The organism is Novosphingobium terrae, from assembly GCF_017163935.1.
In the GTDB taxonomy this organism is placed as follows: Bacteria; Pseudomonadota; Alphaproteobacteria; order Sphingomonadales; family Sphingomonadaceae; genus Novosphingobium; species Novosphingobium terrae.
On the sequence record NZ_JABVZR010000001.1, the window covers coordinates 36,690 to 55,073 of the forward strand.

At 64.8% G+C, this 18,384-nt stretch carries 16 protein-coding genes and 1 tRNA gene; 7 read left to right on the forward strand and 10 right to left on the reverse strand.

Annotated elements, in window-relative coordinates; all coding sequences use genetic code 11:
- Positions 1–49: 49 nt before the first annotated feature.
- Together HGK27_RS00195 and HGK27_RS00200 are read right to left on the reverse strand one after the other, a co-directional pair.
- Positions 50–499 carry a ketosteroid isomerase-related protein gene (locus HGK27_RS00195; RefSeq protein ID WP_241126720.1) on the reverse strand — a complete coding sequence of 150 codons (450 nt, stop codon included), beginning with the start codon at positions 497–499 and terminating at the stop codon, positions 50–52.
- 4 nt (positions 500–503) lie between these two features.
- The gene (locus HGK27_RS00200; RefSeq protein WP_206237788.1) at positions 504–1,616 is read right to left on the reverse strand and encodes an S-(hydroxymethyl)glutathione dehydrogenase/class III alcohol dehydrogenase; all 1,113 of its coding nucleotides are present in this window, start codon (positions 1,614–1,616) and stop codon (positions 504–506) included.
- Positions 1,617–1,804: 188 nt separating this feature from the next.
- Between HGK27_RS00200 and HGK27_RS00205 the strand changes: the two genes are divergently transcribed.
- The 3 genes from HGK27_RS00205 to HGK27_RS00215 all read left to right on the forward strand — a co-directional run bounded on the left by HGK27_RS00205 (position 1,805) and on the right by HGK27_RS00215 (position 2,850).
- Positions 1,805–1,878: transfer RNA gene (locus HGK27_RS00205), tRNA-Cys, on the forward strand.
- Positions 1,879–1,970: 92 nt separating this feature from the next.
- Positions 1,971–2,441 (forward strand): Panacea domain-containing protein, encoded by a 471-nt coding sequence (locus HGK27_RS00210; RefSeq protein ID WP_206237789.1) that lies wholly within the window; start codon positions 1,971–1,973, stop codon positions 2,439–2,441.
- Positions 2,425–2,850, forward strand: coding sequence for a hypothetical protein (locus HGK27_RS00215; protein ID WP_206237791.1), 426 nt, complete (start codon positions 2,425–2,427; stop codon positions 2,848–2,850). Before HGK27_RS00210 ends, HGK27_RS00215 begins: the two co-directional genes overlap by 17 nt.
- A 4-nt stretch (positions 2,851–2,854) precedes the next feature.
- Here HGK27_RS00215 and HGK27_RS00220 read toward each other — a convergent pair whose 3' ends face one another.
- The gene (locus tag HGK27_RS00220; protein WP_241126721.1) at positions 2,855–3,763 is read right to left on the reverse strand and encodes a cytochrome-c peroxidase; all 909 of its coding nucleotides are present in this window, start codon (positions 3,761–3,763) and stop codon (positions 2,855–2,857) included.
- 11 nt (positions 3,764–3,774) lie between these two features.
- Complete coding sequence (locus HGK27_RS00225) at positions 3,775–4,314, reverse strand: hypothetical protein (RefSeq protein ID WP_241126722.1); 540 nt, start codon at positions 4,312–4,314, stop codon at positions 3,775–3,777.
- A gap of 233 nt (positions 4,315–4,547) precedes the next feature.
- On the opposite strand from HGK27_RS00225, the gene HGK27_RS00230 reads away from it, so the two are divergent.
- The 3 genes from HGK27_RS00230 (at position 4,548) to HGK27_RS00240 (ending at position 8,789) form a co-directional block, all read left to right on the forward strand.
- Positions 4,548–6,053 (forward strand): acetyl-CoA hydrolase/transferase family protein, encoded by a 1,506-nt coding sequence (locus HGK27_RS00230; protein ID WP_241126723.1) that lies wholly within the window; start codon positions 4,548–4,550, stop codon positions 6,051–6,053.
- A gap of 278 nt (positions 6,054–6,331) precedes the next feature.
- The gene (locus HGK27_RS00235; protein ID WP_206237794.1) at positions 6,332–7,078 is read left to right on the forward strand and encodes a dienelactone hydrolase family protein; all 747 of its coding nucleotides are present in this window, start codon (positions 6,332–6,334) and stop codon (positions 7,076–7,078) included.
- Between the two features lie 121 nt (positions 7,079–7,199).
- Complete coding sequence (locus HGK27_RS00240; protein ID WP_206242615.1) at positions 7,200–8,789, forward strand: M28 family metallopeptidase; 1,590 nt, start codon at positions 7,200–7,202, stop codon at positions 8,787–8,789.
- A gap of 250 nt (positions 8,790–9,039) precedes the next feature.
- Here the strand turns inward: HGK27_RS00240 and HGK27_RS00245 are convergent, their stop codons facing one another.
- Genes HGK27_RS00245 through HGK27_RS00260 form a run of 4 tightly spaced genes read right to left on the reverse strand, consistent with a single transcriptional unit; the run spans position 9,040 to position 14,011 of the window.
- A complete protein-coding gene (locus HGK27_RS00245) occupies positions 9,040–11,379 on the reverse strand; it encodes a GH92 family glycosyl hydrolase (RefSeq protein ID WP_206237796.1) in 2,340 nt (779 codons plus the stop codon).
- A 50-nt stretch (positions 11,380–11,429) separates the two neighbouring features.
- Entirely contained in the window at positions 11,430–12,761 is a 1,332-nt protein-coding gene (locus HGK27_RS00250) for a dicarboxylate/amino acid:cation symporter (RefSeq protein WP_206237797.1), read from the reverse strand.
- A gap of 43 nt (positions 12,762–12,804) precedes the next feature.
- Positions 12,805–13,830 (reverse strand): serine O-acetyltransferase EpsC, encoded by a 1,026-nt coding sequence (epsC, locus tag HGK27_RS00255; protein WP_206237799.1) that lies wholly within the window; start codon positions 13,828–13,830, stop codon positions 12,805–12,807.
- A gap of 25 nt (positions 13,831–13,855) precedes the next feature.
- A complete protein-coding gene (locus HGK27_RS00260) occupies positions 13,856–14,011 on the reverse strand; it encodes a hypothetical protein (protein ID WP_206237801.1) in 156 nt (51 codons plus the stop codon).
- A 439-nt stretch (positions 14,012–14,450) separates the two neighbouring features.
- Between HGK27_RS00260 and HGK27_RS00265 the strand changes: the two genes are divergently transcribed.
- Positions 14,451–15,149 (forward strand): glutamine amidotransferase, encoded by a 699-nt coding sequence (locus tag HGK27_RS00265; RefSeq protein WP_206237803.1) that lies wholly within the window; start codon positions 14,451–14,453, stop codon positions 15,147–15,149.
- Between the two features lie 22 nt (positions 15,150–15,171).
- Here the strand turns inward: HGK27_RS00265 and HGK27_RS00270 are convergent, their stop codons facing one another.
- Positions 15,172–17,193, reverse strand: a complete 2,022-nt coding sequence (locus HGK27_RS00270; RefSeq protein WP_241126725.1) for a M13 family metallopeptidase — start codon at positions 17,191–17,193, stop codon at positions 15,172–15,174.
- A 146-nt stretch (positions 17,194–17,339) separates the two neighbouring features.
- Positions 17,340–18,362 (reverse strand): polysaccharide deacetylase family protein, encoded by a 1,023-nt coding sequence (locus HGK27_RS00275; protein WP_206237805.1) that lies wholly within the window; start codon positions 18,360–18,362, stop codon positions 17,340–17,342.
- Positions 18,363–18,384 lie beyond the last annotated feature (22 nt).

Genomic DNA, 18,384 nt, shown 5'->3' on the forward strand with positions numbered 1-18,384 from the left:
AAACGATAAAAGGGGGCGGGTGACCATCGGGTCGCCCGCCCTTTTCGTGTCAGATGCCCAGAACCTGCCGGTTCCATTCCGCCAGATTGTAATAGACGCTGATGCGGCTGATCAGCCCGTTGCGCATGGTGAAGAAGGCCCCCGCAGGCAGGATGTAACGCTGCCCCGTGGCAGGCGGCAGGCCTTCATCGGTCACCAGATATTTGCCGTGGACGGTGAACTCCGCCGCGGCCCGGCTGCCATCGTGATTGGTCATGATGGTCAGATCGGCCAGCTGCTCGGCATAGCAGCGGTCCATATGGGCCAGAAAGGCCTCGAAGGGGTGCTTGCCCAGCTGCCGCTCGCACTGGTTGATGTCATGCGCCACATCCTCTGTCAGGCAGGCCAGCATGGCGGACCGGTCTCTGGCGTTGAAGGCGGCGTAGTAACGCTCGATCAGGGCGATGGTCATGGCCTCGGACAAGAAGGCCTTGGGCGGGGCGCTGGGCAGGCTGTTCATGCCATTAGAAGACGACGACGGAGCGGATGCTTTTACCCTCATGCATCAGGGTGAAGGCATCGTTGATCTCTTCCAGCCCCATGACATGGGTGATCATGGGATCGATCTCGATCTTGCCCTGCATGTACATGTCGACGATCTTGGGCACATCGGTGCGGCCCTTCGCCCCGCCGAACGCGGTACCGCGCCAGTTGCGGCCTGTCACCAGCTGGAAGGGGCGCGTTTCGATGGTCTTGCCAGCCTCGGCCACGCCGATGATGATGCTGGTGCCCCAGCCGCGATGGCAGGCTTCCAGAGCGGTGCGCATGACTTCGGTGTTGCCGGTGGCGTCGAAGGTGTAATCGGCGCCGCCATCGGTCATCAGCACGATTTTCGCGACGATGTCCTCGCGGCTCATGCCCTTGGTGTTGAGGAAATCGGTCATGCCGAAGCGGCGGCCCCATTCCTCGCGGTCGGGGTTGATATCGACGCCGATGATCTTGTTGGCCCCTGCCAGACGCGCGCCCTGAATAACGTTCAGACCAATGCCGCCCAGACCAAAGATCACCACATTGTCGCCCACCTGCACCTTGGCGGTGTTCACCACCGCGCCCACGCCCGTGGTGACGCCGCAGCCGATGTAGCAGCTGGACTGGAACGGCGCATCCTCACGGATCTTGGCCACGGCGATCTCTGGCAGCACGGTGAAGTTGCTGAAGGTCGAGCAGCCCATATAGTGGAAGATCGGCTGGCCCTTGTAAGAAAAGCGCGTGGTGCCGTCGGGCATCAAGCCCTTGCCCTGCGTGGCGCGGATCGCGGTGCAGAGGTTGGTCTTGCCCGAGAGGCAGCTTTTGCACTGGCGGCATTCGGGCGTGTAGAGCGGGATCACATGGTCGCCGGGCTTCACATAGGTGACGCCCGGGCCAACCTCGCGCACAATCCCTGCGCCCTCATGGCCGAGGATCGAGGGGAAGATGCCCTCGGAATCGAAGCCGTCCAGCGTGTAGGCATCGGTGTGGCAGATGCCCGTCGCCATGATCTCGACCAGCACTTCGCCCGCCTTGGGGCCTTCCAGATCGACTTCCACGATCTCCAGCGGCTTCTTGGCTTCAAAGGCGACGGCGGCGCGGGTCTTCATGGGACATATCTCCGGCAGGGTATGGTTCGGCAGGGCAGGCCCTGAGCGTCGGGAATGATAGGGGCAGGGAGCAGACCTGTCACCCCGGCGGGGCACGACATGACTTTGCGAAAAAATGCGCAAGGATTCGGCTTGCATTGTAGAAAGCCCCTCGCTAGGAGCGCCGAACCACGCTTTCTACGCGATCTGGCCCGATGGCGGAGTGGTTACGCACCGGACTGCAAATCCGTTTACGCCGGTTCGATTCCGGCTCGGGCCTCCACCCCTTGTTGATCGCAATTGGCAAAAATATTGACTTTTTGCCCTATATTACCTATCTGGCGAGAGCGGTTGCCATCCGCCTGAGAGGAAGCGATGCCCGGTTACGATCCGCGTGCCATTGCCAATGAGTTCATCAAGCTCTCAGGCAATCGGCCCTTCAACCAGATGTGGTTGCAGAAGCTCGTCTATATGGCGAACGGGTGGAATCTGGCCATCAACCACAAACCCCTCACCGATGCCCGCATCGAGGCATGGGATGGCGGCCCGGTCTATCGCAAGATCTGGAACCACTTGCGCGATTACGGCTATGATGCCGATAGCAAGCTGCTCTGCCGCCCCAGCGATGGTCCCTTTGAGGCGCCGCTCTCGCAGGAAGAGCGCGATGTGATCGAGCATGTCTGGAAGCGCTATGGCGATTACAGCGGCAATGAACTGTCGCAGATGACCCACCAGAGCGGCACGCCCTGGAGCAACACCTATTTCGGGCGCGGGCGCAACGCCGTCCTCGATGAAGGCGAGATTCAACGTCACTTCGTAGATCTGGCCCTTGCCGGACGACAGTAACCTTCCTCAGGTCACCCTGCATGACATTGACACCGCCCCCATCGGGGAGGTGCCTTCGCGCGATCCCGTGCCGGTGTCCGAAAGCGATCTGCGCGATGCTCTGGCGCGGGTCAGCAATGAGAAGGAAGCGCTGCGGCAAGAGCTGGATGCGACGCGCAAGCATGTCCGCACCATCCAGATTCTCGATGAGCTGATCGAGCCCTATGCGCGCAAATCCTTCACCTTCATGTGCGTCTATTGCGGTGTGGTGGCGCTGATCCTGCTGCTGGACGGCTGTCAGGTCACCGGTTTCAAGCTGCCTGATGAGGTGCTGAAATATCTGGTGGGCAGCACTGCCACCACAGTCATCGGTCTGGTCGGCATGGTGCTGACGGGCATTTTCGTCGGCGCGCGGCGGCGCGAGGATTGATCCCTCAAAGCGGCTTTTCGCAGCCCGGTTTGGGCAGAGACAATGCGGGATTGGTCAGAAAACCCTGATCGGTCAGCGCGGTGAGAAAGGCCTCGATCGCCGCCTGATCAGGGGCGCCATAATGCAGCCCATGGCGTGCGATGGCAGCGGCCAGAGTCGGGCTGGCGCCATCGTGGAAATAGGGCGCCGTCACCATCACATTGCGCAGCGATGGGGTGCGGAAGGCGCCCTTGTCCTCCGCCTTGCCGGTCACCTCGAACACACCCAGATCGCGCGGCTGGGGTGCTTCCAGCGCGTGAAAGCGCAGATCGGTGAAGTCCGGCCCGGCATGGCATCCGGCACAATCGCGGCGGATGATCTTTTGCCCCGTGCGGGCCTGAACAGACAAGGCACCCCGGTCATAGGGGCTGCTGCGTGAGATCAGCATGGCCTCGAAACTGCCCAGCGCTTCGGCCATGCGGTCATAGGTCAAAGAGCCATCCGTGGCGGGAAAAGCCTGCGCAAACAGCATGCGATAGCAGGGATTGGCCGAGAGGCGTTTGATGATCTCGCCCTCCTGACCCTTCATGCCCATTTCCACCGGATGCGTGCCCAGCACCGGCACTGAAACTTGCCCTGCCAGCGTTGTCTGGCGCGGATCGGCCCATGTCAGCGGCGAGAACAGGCCCACATTGCCCAGCCCCGGTACATTGCGCCGCCCCGGCTCATCGGTGACGCCGGGATGCGTGCGGTTGCCATCGGCAAAGGCATGGAACTGCTCATGGCAGGTGGCACAGGCCATGGTGCCATCGCGTGAGAGGTCGGCATCATAGAACAGGCGGCGGCCCAACTCGACTCGCGCGGTGTTTTCGCTCTGCCGCAGCTGCCCGGCCAGCGCTGCCGTGCCCAATGTCAGCAGGGCCAGCGCCAGCAACCTCTTGCTTCTCACGGCAGGGCGACAGTCAGCACGCGGATCGTATCCTGCCCATTGGCCGAGACCTGCACCGTGTAATGCCCCGGCTTCAGCGCGAAATCGACCATCTTGCGGATGCCGCTGCAGTCCGGCCCATGCCCATGCGCTACCGAGCGCTGAGCCCCATCGGCCCCCACCACATCCAGCCACGCCCCCGAGGACAGCGCGATGCGGTAATTGCCCGCCTGAGTCACCTCCAGCGCCATCACCCCGCCATGGCTGACCGAGCCGCCCGGCTTTTCCGGCTGCAGCGGATAGGTCACCGCAGGTGTGGGCAGCAGCGCAATCTGTGCCGCCTGCCCGGCCTTCAGCAGCGCGGCATGCGTGCCATCGGCCCCGGCGGTCAGCGGAGTCGGGCTGGTCCAGGGTGCCAGCGCGCCGGTGGGCGCAACGGGCGCGGTGCAGGCCGGCGCGGCCGGCGGCATGGCAGGGGACGGGGTGCCATCCTGCGCGCAGACAGGTGCGGCCAGCATCAGGCAACCGGCGGCCAGCGGAATGAGGGGAAAGCGCATCGAACCTCCGAAGACAGGCTGGGCTGCCACCATGAACAGTTGTATAGGATCATAGGGCAGGCCGGTGCCGAAAGGCCATAGCGGCGGACAAGAAAGATGCGTTCGGGCACCCTTCGCCCGGGCCTATACCTTGGTCTGAGCGGACCAGACTTTAGGCCGTAGGCGGCTTGTCTTCGCAGGGTCCGGGGCGCAGGGCCTTGGTCATAAGATCATCGCTTGAGGAGTGCCGTTTCGTGACCCGTATCGCCAATCCCGCCCTGCGTGCCAAAGTGACCAGCGCGGCGCAAGCCGCCGCCATGATCCGCCCCGGCGACACGGTGGGCATGAGCGGCTTCACCGGCTCGGGCTATCCCAAGGCCGTGCCCATCGCCCTGGCCGAGCGCATCGAGGCCGCCCATGCCGCCGGAGACGATTTCCGCGTCCGCGTCTGGACCGGCGCCTCGACCGGGCCGGAGCTGGATGCGGCGCTGGCCAAGGTGGACGGCATCGAATTCCGCCTGCCCTACAACTCCGACCCCATCGCCCGCGAAAAGATCAACAGCGGCAAGATGGACTATTTCGACATGCACCTGTCACAGGTCGCGCCGATGGCGTGGCAGGGCTTCCTCGGCAAGCTGGATGTCGCGCTGGTCGAGGTGACGGGGATCACGCCGGACGGCTTGCTGATCCCCTCCTCCTCGGTGGGCAACAACAAGACCTGGCTGGACCGCGCCGACAAGGTCATCCTTGAGGTCAACAGCTGGCAGTCCCCCGCGCTGGAGGGCATCCACGACATCTATTACGGCACCCAGCTCCCCCCGCAGCGCGTGCCCATTCCCCTGCTGCGCGCCGACGACCGCATCGGCTCGAACTATTTCACGGTAGACCCCGCCAAGGTGGTCGCCGTGGTGGAAACCGACGCGCCCGACCGCAACCTGCCCTTCAGCGCGCCGGATGCCTCGGCCAATGCCATCGCCGCCCATCTGATGGAGTTCTTCGCCCATGAGGTGAAGGTGGGCCGCATGCCGGTGAACCTGCTGCCCCTGCAATCGGGCGTGGGCAACATCGCCAATGCGGTGCTCTCCGGTCTGGTCGACAGCCCTTTCACCAACATGACCAGCTTCACCGAGGTCATTCAGGACGGCATGATCGACCTGCTCGACACCGGCAAGCTGCGCATGGCCTCCGCCACGGCCTTCTCGCTCAGCCCCGAGGCGGCGGCGCGGGTGAACGCGGACATGGCCCGCTACCGCGACAAGATGATCCTGCGCCCGCAGGAAATCAGCAACCACCCCGAGCTGATCCGCCGCCTGGGCTGCATCGCCATGAACGGCCTGATCGAGGCGGACATCTACGGCAACGTCAACTCCACCCACGTCATGGGCAGCCGCATCCAGAACGGCATCGGCGGCAGCGGAGACTTTGCCCGCAACGCCTATGTCTCGATCTTCATGACGCCCAGCACGGCCAAGGGCGGCAAGATCAGCGCCATCGTGCCCCAAGCGAGCCACGTGGACCATATCACGCAGGACGTGCAGGTGATCGTCACCGAGCAGGGGCTGGCGGATCTGCGCGGGCTTTCGCCTCGCCAGAGGGCGGAGGTGATCATCGCCAACTGCGCTCACCCGACCTATCGCCCGATGCTGGAGGATTATTACGCGCGGGCTTTGAAGGGATCGTATGGGCTGCAGAGCCCGTCTCTGCCCGGTGAGGCCTTGAGCTGGCATCAGCGGTTTATTGAAACCGGTTCGATGCTTTAAGGTTTGGAAGAAAAGAGAAATGCGAGGGTGTTACACCCTCGCGCTCCCATTACTGTCTGCGTTGCGCCAAGGGTTCGGCGTTGCGCCCAGCTTGCCGCGCCGCAGGCAGGGGAACTTGATGCCTGCGGCGCTCAAGGTTGCGCAGGTGGAGAGGTCGGGCTCGCCCTTTCGGTGCCACTACCCTCTCGCCGGAAGACGTTATGGGAGCGCGAGGGGGTAACCCCCTCGCATCTTCCTTCTAACTTGCCGAAATCCGAACACCCCGCCACAACACCCAAATGATCCTCCTCAACGACGACCCGACCGATCTGCCCATGCCCGATGGTGTGATGCGCACCCATGTCTTCCGCCCGGCGGGAGAGGGCCGCTTCCCCGGCGTGGTGCTCTATTCCGAGATCTATCAGGTCACGGCCCCCATCCGCCGCCTGGCCGCCTTTATCGCGGGCCACGGCTATGTGGTGGCCGTGCCCGAGGTCTATCACGAGTATGAGGCCCCCGGCACGGTGCTGGCCTATGATCAGCCGGGCACGGATCGGGGCAATGATCTGAAGTTCACCAAGCCGGTGGCCGGCTACGATGCCGATGCGCGCGCCGTGCTGGATTTCCTGCAAAGCCACCCCGCCTGCACCGGTCGGCTGGCGACTGTGGGCGTTTGCCTTGGCGGGCATCTGGCCCTGCGCGCGGCGCTGGATCCGCGCGTGCAGGCCAGTGCCTGCTTCTATCCCACCGATGTCCATTCGGGCACGCTGGGGCAGGGCAAGAATGATGACACAATGGCCCGGCTGGTCGAGCTGAAGGCCGAGACGCTGTTCGTCTGGGGCCGACAGGACCCGCATGTGCCCTTTGCCGGGCGTGAGGCGATCCGCGCGCGGCTGGAAGAGGTCGGCGCGCGGTATGAGTGGCATGAGGTCAATGGCGCCCACGCCTTCCTGCGCGATGAGGGCTATCGCTACGATCCGGCGCTGTTTGTGCAGACCACGGGCTGGATGCTGGACCTGTTCGCGCGGGTGCTGAACCGCGCCTGATTGCGTGCTGGGGTATTTGAGCCATTGGCGTCCGAGGCGCCCCGTGCATGGTGCGCAGGACTGACACGAAAGGGATTCCATGCGGCGGCACCTGTTTTCCACCATCGCCTTTGCCAGCCTGATGGTGGCCAGCGGGGCAGGGGCTCAGACGTCCACGCCCGCCGCTGCCCCGGCTCCGGGAGAGGCGGCCAAGGTCACCGCGCTGTGGGCGGTGGTGAAGGAGCTGGCCGACGACAGCTATCAGGGCAGGGGTGCCGGAACGCCCGGCTATGATCGCGCGGCGGCGTGGCTGGTGAAGCAGTTGCAGGAAATGGGCCTGCAACCGGCGGGCACCAATGGTTTCTACCAACCCGTCGATCTGGTGGCCCAGCGCTTCGACGCCGCCGCCAGCCACGCCCAGCTGCTGAGCGGCACGGGCGCGGTTCCGCTCGCCATGCCGCTGTCCGTGCCGAACGATCTCTATTTTCGCGGCGCGCATGCCATGCCGGTCGATCTGACGGCACCGATGGTCTTCGCGGGTTATGGCCTCTCCATGCCGGACGTGGGGCATGACGATTTCGCCGGGATCGATGTGAAGGGCAAGATCGTGGTCGTGGTGCCGGGCGGGCCGGAGAATGTCTCGGGTTCGCGCAAGGCCAATGCCCGCAGCGAGCGCACCGCCATTCTGGCGAAACTGGGCGCCGTGGGCCTGATCCAGCTTGCCACGCCCAAGCAGACGGAAATTCCCTGGGCGCGCCAGATCGGCCTTTCCGCCCGTCCCTCGCTGATGCTGAAGGACGATGGGCTGCGCGATGTGGCGGCGCCCTTCCTCGCCGCCTCGCTGAACCCCGCCAAGGCCGAGGCGTTGCTGGCCGGCTCCGGCCACAGCTTCGCCGAGCTGGCCGCGCTGGCCGATAAGGCTGCGCCCTTGCCGCATTTCGATCTGGCGACGCGCCTCTCCACCCATATCGCCGCGACCCAGACGGTGCTGCACAGCGCCAACATCGTCGCCCGCCTGCCGGGCAGCGATCCGGTGCTGAGCAAGCAAAACGTGGTGATCTCCGCGCATCTGGACGGGCTGGGCGTGGGCGAGCCGGTGAAAGGCGATGCCATCTACAACGGAGCGCTGGACAATGGCGTCGGCGTGGCCAGTGCCCTGACCATCGCCCGCGACCTCAAGGCCGGAAAGCGCCCGCGCCGGTCGGTGCTGTTCCTCTTCCCCACGGCGGAGGAAGGCGGCCTCCTCGGCTCACGCTATTTCGCGATGCGCCCCAGCGTGCCCAAGGCCTCGCTGGTCGCTGACATCAACTTCGATATGCCCCTGCCGATCTTCCCTCTCTCCAGCGTGACGCCCATCGGCTACGAGGAAAGCTCCCTCGGTAAGGATGCGGCGGCGGTCTCGGCGAAGCTGGGCCTGCCCATCGTGCCCGATCCCTTCCCCGACCGGAACGTCTTCATCCGCAGCGACCAATACAGCTTTATCCGCGCAGGCGTGCCCTCGCTGTTTATGAAGCTGGGTTTCAAGCGCGATACACCCGAGGCCGAGGTGGAAAAGGCATGGCGGGCGGGGGTGTATCACTCGCCACGTGATGATGCGAACCAGCCGGTGATCCGTCCGGTGGCGGCTGCCTTTGCGGATTATGTGACGGCGGTGGTGCGGAAGGTGGCCGATGGGGCTGAGCGTCCTTCGTGGAACAAGGACAGTTATTTCGCCCATTTTTCAGGGAAGTAAGGAAGAGAATATGCGAGGGTCATAACCCTCGCACTCCCTTTAATGTCTACGTTGCGCATCGGGTTCAGCCGAAGAGCAACGTTGCAGCGCCGCAGGCTTTAAAGACCCGGCGCAGCCTTCGATATTGCCTGCCTGCGGCGCTCGGCCTTGCGCAGGTGGAGATTTTAGGCACTCGGATCGGGTGCCGCTGCTGTTTTGTCGGAAGACGTTATGGGAGCGCGAGGGTGTAACACCCTCGCATCTACCTTACTTACTGCTTGGCTGTAGAACTCGAAAAAGGCCGAGCCGCCGCTGAAGCACCCCAAGCCTTGTTCGGCTCGGCCTGCATGGTGAAGCGCAGCTCTCCGCCGGAACGCACCTCCGCGTCCGTGATATAGCTGCGCGTCAGCGGCTGGCCGTTCAGCGTCACCTTGCCGACATAGGGATGCGCGTCGGACAGGCTATCGGTCACCACGGTGAACTGCTTGCCATCGGGCAGGGTGATCGCGGCGCGGCTCACGAAGGGCCGTCCGATCACATACTGGTTCGAGCCCGGCGCGACAGGGTAGAAGCCCAGCCCCGTGAACACCAGCCATGCCGACATCTGGCCCAGATCGTCATTGCCAGCGAGGCCCTCCGGCGTGGGCTTGTACTGGCTGTCGACGATCTGCTTGAGGCGGGCCTGCGTGCGCCACGGTGCCCCGGCATAGGTATAGAGATAGGCGACGTGGTGGCTGGGCTCGTTGCCGTGGATATACTGGCCGATCAGCCCGGCGATGTCCTCGGCGTGGCTGTAGTCCACCTTGGAGTTGTCGAAATCGAACATGGCGTCGAGTTTGGTGATGGTTTTGGCGTCACCGCCAAGGATCTTGAACAGACCGGCCTGATCCTGCGGGGCGAACCAGCTGTATTGCCAGGCGTTGCCCTCGGTGTAGTCCGAGCCATAGTTGATGGCGGTGGGGTCGAAAGGCGTGCGGAAAGAGCCATCGGCCTTGCGGGCGCGCAGCCAGCCGGTTTTCACATCGAAGCTGTTGCGCCAGTTGTTCGCGCGCTTTTCGAAGGTCGCGGCGATGTCGGCGCGGCCCATCTTGCGGGCCATCTGGGCGATGGTCCAGTCGTCGAAGGCGTATTCGGCGGTTTTCGAGGCGGCTTCGGGCTCGCGGTCGATGGGGACGTAGCCCAGCTTCATATAGTCGCCCAGACCGCCATATTGCGCATGGGTGGCGCTGGCGACCATGGCATCGAGCGCGGCATTGGCGTCAAAGCCCTTGAGGCCTTTGAGGTAAGCATCGGCGATCACGGGGACGGCGTGATAGCCGATCATGCACCATGTCTCGCGGCCCGCGAACTGCCAGACGGGCAGGATGCCATCAGGCGAGTACTTCTGGCTTTCCACCAGCGAGTTGACCACATCGGCACTGGTCTGCTCGGGCTGGATCAGGGTGAGCAGGGGGTGCTCGGCGCGGAAGGTGTCCCACAGCGAGAAGGTCGAGCGGAAGGTGAAGCCCTTGGCCTGATGCACCTGATCGTCCGGCCCGCGATAACGACCATCCACATCGCTCCACACGCTGGGCGCCAGCAGGCTGTGATAGAGCGCGGTGTAGAGGTTGCGGCGCATGGTGTCCGGCGCCTCGATCTGCACGGCGCCCAGTGCCTTGGCCCAGGCCGTGTCGGTCCGGGCGCGAATGGCGTCGAAATTGCCCTGCTCGCTTTCGAGGTTGGCGATGGCGCCGGCTTCATCGACGCCGGACAGCGCCACCTTCACCTCCAAAGGTCCGCTGATCGTGCCGAAATCGAGGCTGGCCTCCAGCGCCTTGCCCAGCTTTTCCGAGAGGTCGGCACTGGTGCGGCCCGGGCCCTTGAAGCCGCGATAGGGCACATTGGCGTCGCGGTCGATCAGCTCATGGGCGACCAAAGGCGCGGAAAAGCGCATGGCGAAGAACAGCTTGCGGCCCGGGGCCCAGCCGCGCGTCTCGCGAAAGCCGGTCAGAGTGCCATCGGGGTGCAGATGCAGGCCGGACCACAGCACCTTGCCGGGGTAGTTGTAGAGCGAACTGCGCAGATCGATCACCAGCCGCGCATGGGCGCCGGGCTGGAAGGTGTAGCGATGCACGCCGACGCGGATGCCGGTGGTCATCTCGGCGCGGATGTTGCTGTCGGCCAGAGTCACGGCGTAATAGCCGGGGTGCGCCACCTCGGTGCTGTGCGAGAAGCGGCTGCGATAGCCCGAGCCCGGAACCTTGGGATCGCCCGGATCGAGTTTCGCCTCACCTGCTTGCGGCATCACCAGAATATCGCCCAGATCCGAATGGCCCGCGCCCGAGAAATGGGTGTGCGAGAAGCCCTGAATCGTCGGATCGTCGTAACGATAGCCCGCAGCATGGCCATAGCAGGCGCGGATTTCGCAGCTGGTGTCGGTGTCGGGCGAAAGCTGCACCATGCCGAAGGGGGCGCTGGCGCCGGGGAAGGTGTGGCCTTCGCCGCCGGTGCCGACCATCGGGTCAGCAGCCTCGCTGGGAGACATTGGCGGCGTGGGTTCCCCGGCGTGCAGCGCCAGAGGGGAACAGGACAGGGCGAGGGCCAGACCGGCGCGCAGGGGGAAGCGAAGCATCAGCGCAGCCTAGGCCACCCTGACATCGGTGTCCAAGGGCGTTTTGCCGATCAGGCGATCAGCGCATCTTCCACGTGATCGCCGTTGTAGCGGGCCTCATCCAGCAGGCCTTCGCGGCGGGCGACGATGGTGGGGATCAGGATCTGCCCCGTCACATTCACCGCCGTGCGACCCATATCGAGGATCGGGTCGATGGCGAGCAGCAGGCCCACGCCCTCCAGCGGCAGGCCCAGCGTGGAGAGGGTCAGCGTCAGCATCACCACCGCGCCGGTGACGCCGGCGGTGGCCGCCGAGCCCAGCACCGAAACGGCCACGATCAGGCCATACTGCAGGGGCGCCAGCGTGATGCCGTAGAACTGTGCGATAAAGATCGCGGCCACGGCAGGATAGACCGCCGCACAACCATCCATCTTGGTGGTCGAGGCAATCGGCACGGCGAAGGAGGCATAGGCGCGCGGCACGCCCAGTTCCTCGGCGGCCACTTCAGCCAACGGCAGGGCGGCGGCGGAGGAGCGCGAGACGAAAGCCAGCTGCATGGCGGGCCATGCCTTGGCGTAGAAGCGGCGCGGCGACAGCCCGTGTAGCGCCAGCAGCCCCGGGTAAACCACACCCACCACCAGCGCGAGGCCCAGATACAGCGCTCCGGCAAACAGGCCGAGGCGCGACAGCGTATCCCAGCCATATTGCACCACCGCATTGCCGATCAGCGCCGCCGTGCCGATGGGGGCGAGGCGGATCACCCAGCCCAGCAGCTTGCGCAGCACCACCAGCAGATCGCTGGTCCACCCCAGAAAGCGCTGCCCGGCTTCACCCGAATGCAGCGCCGCGCTGCCGACGGCGAGGGCAATCACCACCACCTGCAGAATGTTGAAATCGACAGTCGTGCTGGCGCTGGCGCCATCAACCTTGGTGCTGGCGGCCAGACCCAGCATGTTGACCGGGATCAGTCCCTTGATGAAATCCAGCCAGCTGCCGACGGTGTGCGGCTGGGCGGCCTCACTGGCGACGGCGCCGCTGTGCAGGCCGGGTTGCAGGGTCAGGCCAAGGATAATGCCGATGCTGACGGCAATCAGCGCGGTGATGGCGAACCACAGGAAGGTCTGCGCCGCCAGACGCGCCGCATTGTTCAACTCGCCCAGACGCGCCACGCTGGCGACGATGGCGGCAAACACCAGAGGTGCCACCGTGGCGCGCAGCAAGGTGATAAAGCTGGAGCCGACCAGACCCAGCGCCATGGCCAGCGGATGGCTCTTGTCGCCCGGATGAGCGCCCGTCGCCCGCGCCAGCAGGCCCAATGCCAGACCCACGGCGATGGCCGCGACGATCTGAAAGGCAAAACCGCGCCTTTTGGGCGCGGGGCGGGGGGCGGTGGTCTGGTTCACAGTGCGACTTTCAAGGTTCTTGCGACGTTTATAGCGTGTTGGTTCAGGCGAAGGGGTCGGTGGTTTCGATGTCCACGCTGGGCTTGACCTGCCGGACCTGACTGCCGGGGGGGATCGATTTCGTCAGCCAGACATTGCCGCCGATCACCGATCGCGCGCCAATGGTGACCCGGCCCAGAATGGTGGCCCCGGCATAGATGGTGACGTCATCCTCGATGATGGGATGGCGGGCGATGTCCTTCACCAGATGGCCGTCGGCATCCTGAGCGAAGCTGCGCGCGCCCAGCGTGACCGCCTGATAGAGCCGCACCCGGCGCCCGATGATCGCCGTCTGGCCGATCACCACGCCGGTGCCATGGTCGATGAAGAAGCTTTCACCGATGGTGGCGCCGGGGTGGATATCGATGCCGGTGCGCGAATGGGCGATCTCGGCGATGATGCGCGCCACCAGCGTGGCGCCCGCCAGATAGAGTTCATGCGCCAGACGGTGATGGATCACGGCGGTGACGAAGGGGTAGCACAGCAGCACCTCATCCACGCTGCGCGCGGCGGGGTCTCCGGCGAAGGCGGCCTCCAGATCGCTGTCGAGCAGGCGGCGGATATCGGGCAGGCGCTCGGCGACCTGCGCGATGATGCGGCGCGCGCGGTCGTGATGATCGGTGGAAGGCTTGCAGCCCTCGCGCACGTAAGCCAGCTCCATCGCCACCTGACGCGCCAGCAGCGGCAGCGCCGTGCGCAGCGAGGCGGCGACAAAGGCATCCTCATTGTCGACCGTCAGGTCGGAGGGGCCCAGCCGCATCGGGAAGAGCGCGGCGGAGAGCGTCTCGACCACATGGGCCAGCGCATGGCGCGAAGGGAAGCCATGTGCACCATAATCCAGACCGCCCGCGCGCCCCTCGCAGGGCAGGCGCCCGCGCCAGCCCTTGCGGGCATCGCGCAGGGCATGGGTGATGGCGGTCAGGTCGAAGCCGTCCTCTTGCGCCAAGCCATCAAGGCCAGTTTCCAAGGCATTCACCACGGGGGAGTCTTCCGTCGCAAGGGCGAAGGGCGAGGCGGGGTGCGGAGTCATGGTAGCCTATATGGGGGAGGTGCGATCACAATCCCAGCCTCTGCCAGAACTCCTCGGGCTCGATCTGGGTCCCGTGCCGCGCTGCGGCAGCGTGATCGCCGCGCCATGAGGGATGGGGCAGCGGCGGCACGGGAGCGGATCGACCCGCATGTCGGGCGAGAGCGAAGGGATGGTGAGCCATGATTCCGGTTCCTTTCAAACGGCATAGACAGATCGAGCCAAGTCGTCGCATTGGGCCCAGATCTGGCCGAAAAGGCCGGAATTCCTTGGGTTCATGCGCTTTAGCGGTTGATGACGCGGAGCAAGCTGACACGAGGATCAAAAGCCGCGGCCCGATCCGCAGGCCTTCGGTGGAGGAGGAGACCTGTGGATCGGACAGGGTTTCTCTACTGAATAAGTTGAGTTAAATCACGCAAGCCTTGCTGCCCACCCCCCAAGAAAATCTATGTGCGCTATGGCACCGTTGGCCGCCGCCAAACCGGGGCTTTGCGCGGGCCAACAAAGTCTAGCCCCTCTGTTGAGCTTTCCTCATTGAGCCGCCGCGCCAAAGCTGGCTATGATTTGGCGATGGCCCGTTCCGTCCCGATTCCGCGATACCGCCCTGTTTCAGGTCTCTCCGCATGAGCGGCGATGCGTTGATCATCCGCCATGTGCCGCATGAAGGCGTGGCCGGTTACCGCGCGCCGATCGAGCAGGCGGGTTACAAGGTCGATCGCATCGATGTGACCGATCCGGCCTTTTCCACGCTCGATCTGTGCGGGCCCGATCTGCTGATCATGATGGGCGGGCCGATGGGCGTCTATGAGCAGGCGCAATACCCGTGGATCACCTGCCAGTTGAAGCAATTGGCGCGGCGGCTGGCGGCGGATCGCCCCACGCTGGGCGTGTGCTTCGGGGCGCAGATGATCGCGGCGGCGCTGGGCGCCGATGTCTATGCCGGGCCGCGCAAGGAGGTAGGGTTCCATGCCGTGACGGTGCATGATCCGGCCAGCCCGCTGCGTCATCTGGCCGAGGTGCCGGTGCTGCATTGGCACGGCGATACCTTCACGCTGCCCGAGGGGGTGGAGCTTCTGGCCTCCAGCCATGTCTACAAGCATCAGGCCTTTCGCCGGGGCCCCAATCTGCTGGCGTTGCAGTTCCATGCCGAGATGGGGCTCGACCCGCGTTTCGACGCATGGATCGCGCAATGGCCCGAAAGCGTGGTGGAGGCCGGTGGCACGGAGGCCGATTTGCGCGCCGCCCATGCCCTGCATGGCCCGAATGCGGTGGCGGCGGGTCAGGCGATGATCCGCGAATGGCTGACGGGGCTGAAAGTCTGACTTCCAGCCCCGCCGTTTGTTTTTACCAGATCTTCGCGCGCTTCTCCGGCGCGATGTACATCTTGTCGCCCGGCTTCACGCCAAAGGCCTGATACCACGCTTCGACATTGGGCAGCGGACCCAGCACGCGGAAACGCGCCGGGCTGTGCGGATCGACCGCCACCTGATTGCGCAGCGCATCCTCACGCTGCAGCGCGCGCCAGTTCTGGGCATAGGCCAGGAAGAAGCGCTGATCGCCCGTCAGCCCGTCCAGCACCGGAGCAGGCTTGCCGCCCAGCGCCGCGTGATAGGCATCGAGCGCCACCTGAATCCCCGCGAAATCGGCGATGTTCTCACCCATCGTCTGCTCGGGCTTGAGGAAGGCGCCGGGAGCGGCTTCGAAGCGGCCATATTCCTCGCCGAAGACCTTGGCCTCGGCCTCGAAGCGCTTGCCGTCCTCGGCGGTCCACCAGTCGCGCACGGCGCCGGTGTCGTCGATCCGGCGGCCCTGATCGTCAAAGCCATGGCTGATCTCATGGCCGATGATCGCGCCGATGCTGCCGTAATTGACCGCATCGTCCGCCTTGGGATCGAAGAAGGGCGGCTGCAGGATGCCCGCCGGGAAGACGATCTTGTTCTCGCCCCCGCCATTGTAGGCGTTCACCGTCTGAGGCGTCATGCCCCATTTCTTGCGGTTCACCTTCTTGCCGAGGTCTTCCAGATCATAGGCCTCGTTGAAGGCGGCGGCGCGCTCGACATTGCCGTAGAGATCGCCCGCTTCCACCTTCAGGCCGCTGTAGTTGCGCCAGAAGTCCGGATAGCCGACCATCACGTCCATCTTGGACAGCTTGGTGATGGCCGCCTGTTTGGTGGGGGCGCTCATCCAGCTGTTGGTCTCGATGCGATGGGCCATGGCGGTCTTCAGATTGGCGACCAGCACCTCCATCTTCGCCTTGGCATCGGGGGTGAAGTGGCGCGCCACATAGACCTGCCCGACCAGCTCACCCAGCGAACCATTGACCAGATCGATGCCGCGCTTCCAGCGGGGGCGGTTCTCGCTCACCCCGGCCAGCGTCTTCACATAGGCGAAGCGGCTGTCGACCATCGCCTTGTTGAGATAGGGCGCGGCCTGATCGGCGATATGGAACGCTTCCCACAGCTTCAGCGTGGCCAGTGGCGTATCGGCATAGAGTTTGGCCAGCCCCTTGATCGCGGTGTTGGGGCCAACGATCATGCGCTGCTGCGGGCCGACCTTCACGCCCTCGAACCAGGCCTTCCAGTCCAGCCCCGGCGCATAGCTGGCCAGCTGAGCGGTGGAATAGGGGTTGTTGGTGCGGGTGAGGTCACGCTGTGCGGCCTGCTCCCAATGGATTCTGGCGATCTGGGTTTCGAAGGCAAGAATCGCGTCGGCGCCCGCGGCCGGATTGCTCTGGCCGATGGCGGTCAGCATGCGCTGGACATAGGCGTGATAGGCCTCACGCTGAGGCTTGAACTGGTCGCTCAGATAATAGTCGCGGTCCGGCAGGCCGAGGCCCGACTGGTCGATGTAGAGCACGTTGAGATCGGCATTGGCCGTATCCGGCCCCACCGAGGCGCCGATCAGCGAGGCGCCGAAGCGGCTCTGCGTCTCGCCCATGAAGCGGGCGAAGGCCACCTTGTCCGACAGGGCACGAACCTGCGCCAGATCGGCCTGCAGGGGTTTCAGGCCCAGGGTTTCCAGCCGTGCCTCATCCATGAAGCTGCTGTAGAGCGCGCCGATCTGGCTGTCCTTGGGGGCGGCGGTGATGATGTCGCGCACCTGCGCCTGCACCGCCTCGCTCAGATCGTAGAAGGTGCCGGTCGAGGGACGGTCGGCGGGGATGGTGGTGCGCTTCTTCCAGCTGCCGCTGGCATAGGCATCGAAATCGTCGCCCGGCTTGACCGAAAGGTCGCGCGCCGAAAGATCGACACCCCAGCCCGATGTGCTGGAGGCCGGAGCGGGCGCGGGCGGCGCCGATTGCGCCATCAGCGGCGCGGAAAGCGTGAACAGGGCGACGGAGGCGAGAAGCCTGAAAGTATGGGGCAAATCATGTCTCCAGCTGAAAGGGCGATGAGCGCCAGCGCTGCGATGCCGGAAGGAAATGTTCCGGCGATGAAACAAGATTGCGCAAGACAGAGCGGCCTGTCAATCGGACAGGCCGCGCAGATGTTCGGTCAGCACCTCGGCAATGATCAATGCCGATCGTGTTCGGTCTTTTCGTATTCCTCTTCGATCTGCTTGGGCGGGTCCTGCCAGGTCGACCATGGCATGGCCTTGTGCAGCTCGTAGGACCAGCGCTCCACCCAATCGATGCCGTCCTTGCCGGTGTAGGGATCGGGGGTGCGATAGGCCGGGTCCTTCAGCGCCTGAGTCAGGGTGACCGGCTTCAGGCGGCGGCGCTTGAGGATGTCGGCCAGTTCCTCGAAGCTGTCGGCGTTGAGGCGCGTGTCATGCATCAGCATCACAAAGGCGATCGGGCGCCCGAACACCGCCTGACCCGCGCGCTGATACCAGGCGATGGTCCGCTCGGTATAGGCGAGATATTCGCGGCGGACGCGCAGGCGCCGCGCCTCGTCATGGCGATAGATGGCATCGTCATAGACCTGCGCGAATTCCCAATCGTCGGCATCGATGGTGACGGGGGCGATGATGTAGCCATGGGCTGCCAGCCAGCTGTCGATCGCCTGCTTCACCGGGCCGGGCGATCCGGTTTCCAGATAGGGATGGCGGAAATAGCGCATGGTCTTGCCATGCTGGGCCAGCAGGGCCTTCGTCACCGGCTCGCCCTTGGCGATGTCTGCGGTGTAGCGTTCGGCGCCCAGATCATTGGGCGATTCATGGCTGTAGGTGTGGTTGCCCAGATCCATGCCCGCATCCAGCCAGCGCTTCAGATTGGCGATCTGCTGGTCACGCGTCGGGCGATCGAGCTTGCTTTCATTGACGAAGCCGATGGCCGGGAAATGATGCCGCTTCAGCCCGCGCAGCAGCATGGTGTTGATGTAGTCGAGATAGGGCTGATCGGCGGTGAGGCTGAGGCCCGGCAGATCGTCGAAGGTCAGCGCGACCTCGCCCATGGCGGCGGGCGGCGGAGAGGGCTCTGACTCGCGCGGATGCTCCGGTTCGCGGACGGGCTGAGCGGCATGGGCGATGCAGGCCGAGGATGCGAGAACGGCGGCCAGAACCAGTCGGCTGATTTTCGGGAACGAAATCATCATTGATCCGTAATTTGGGGAGAGC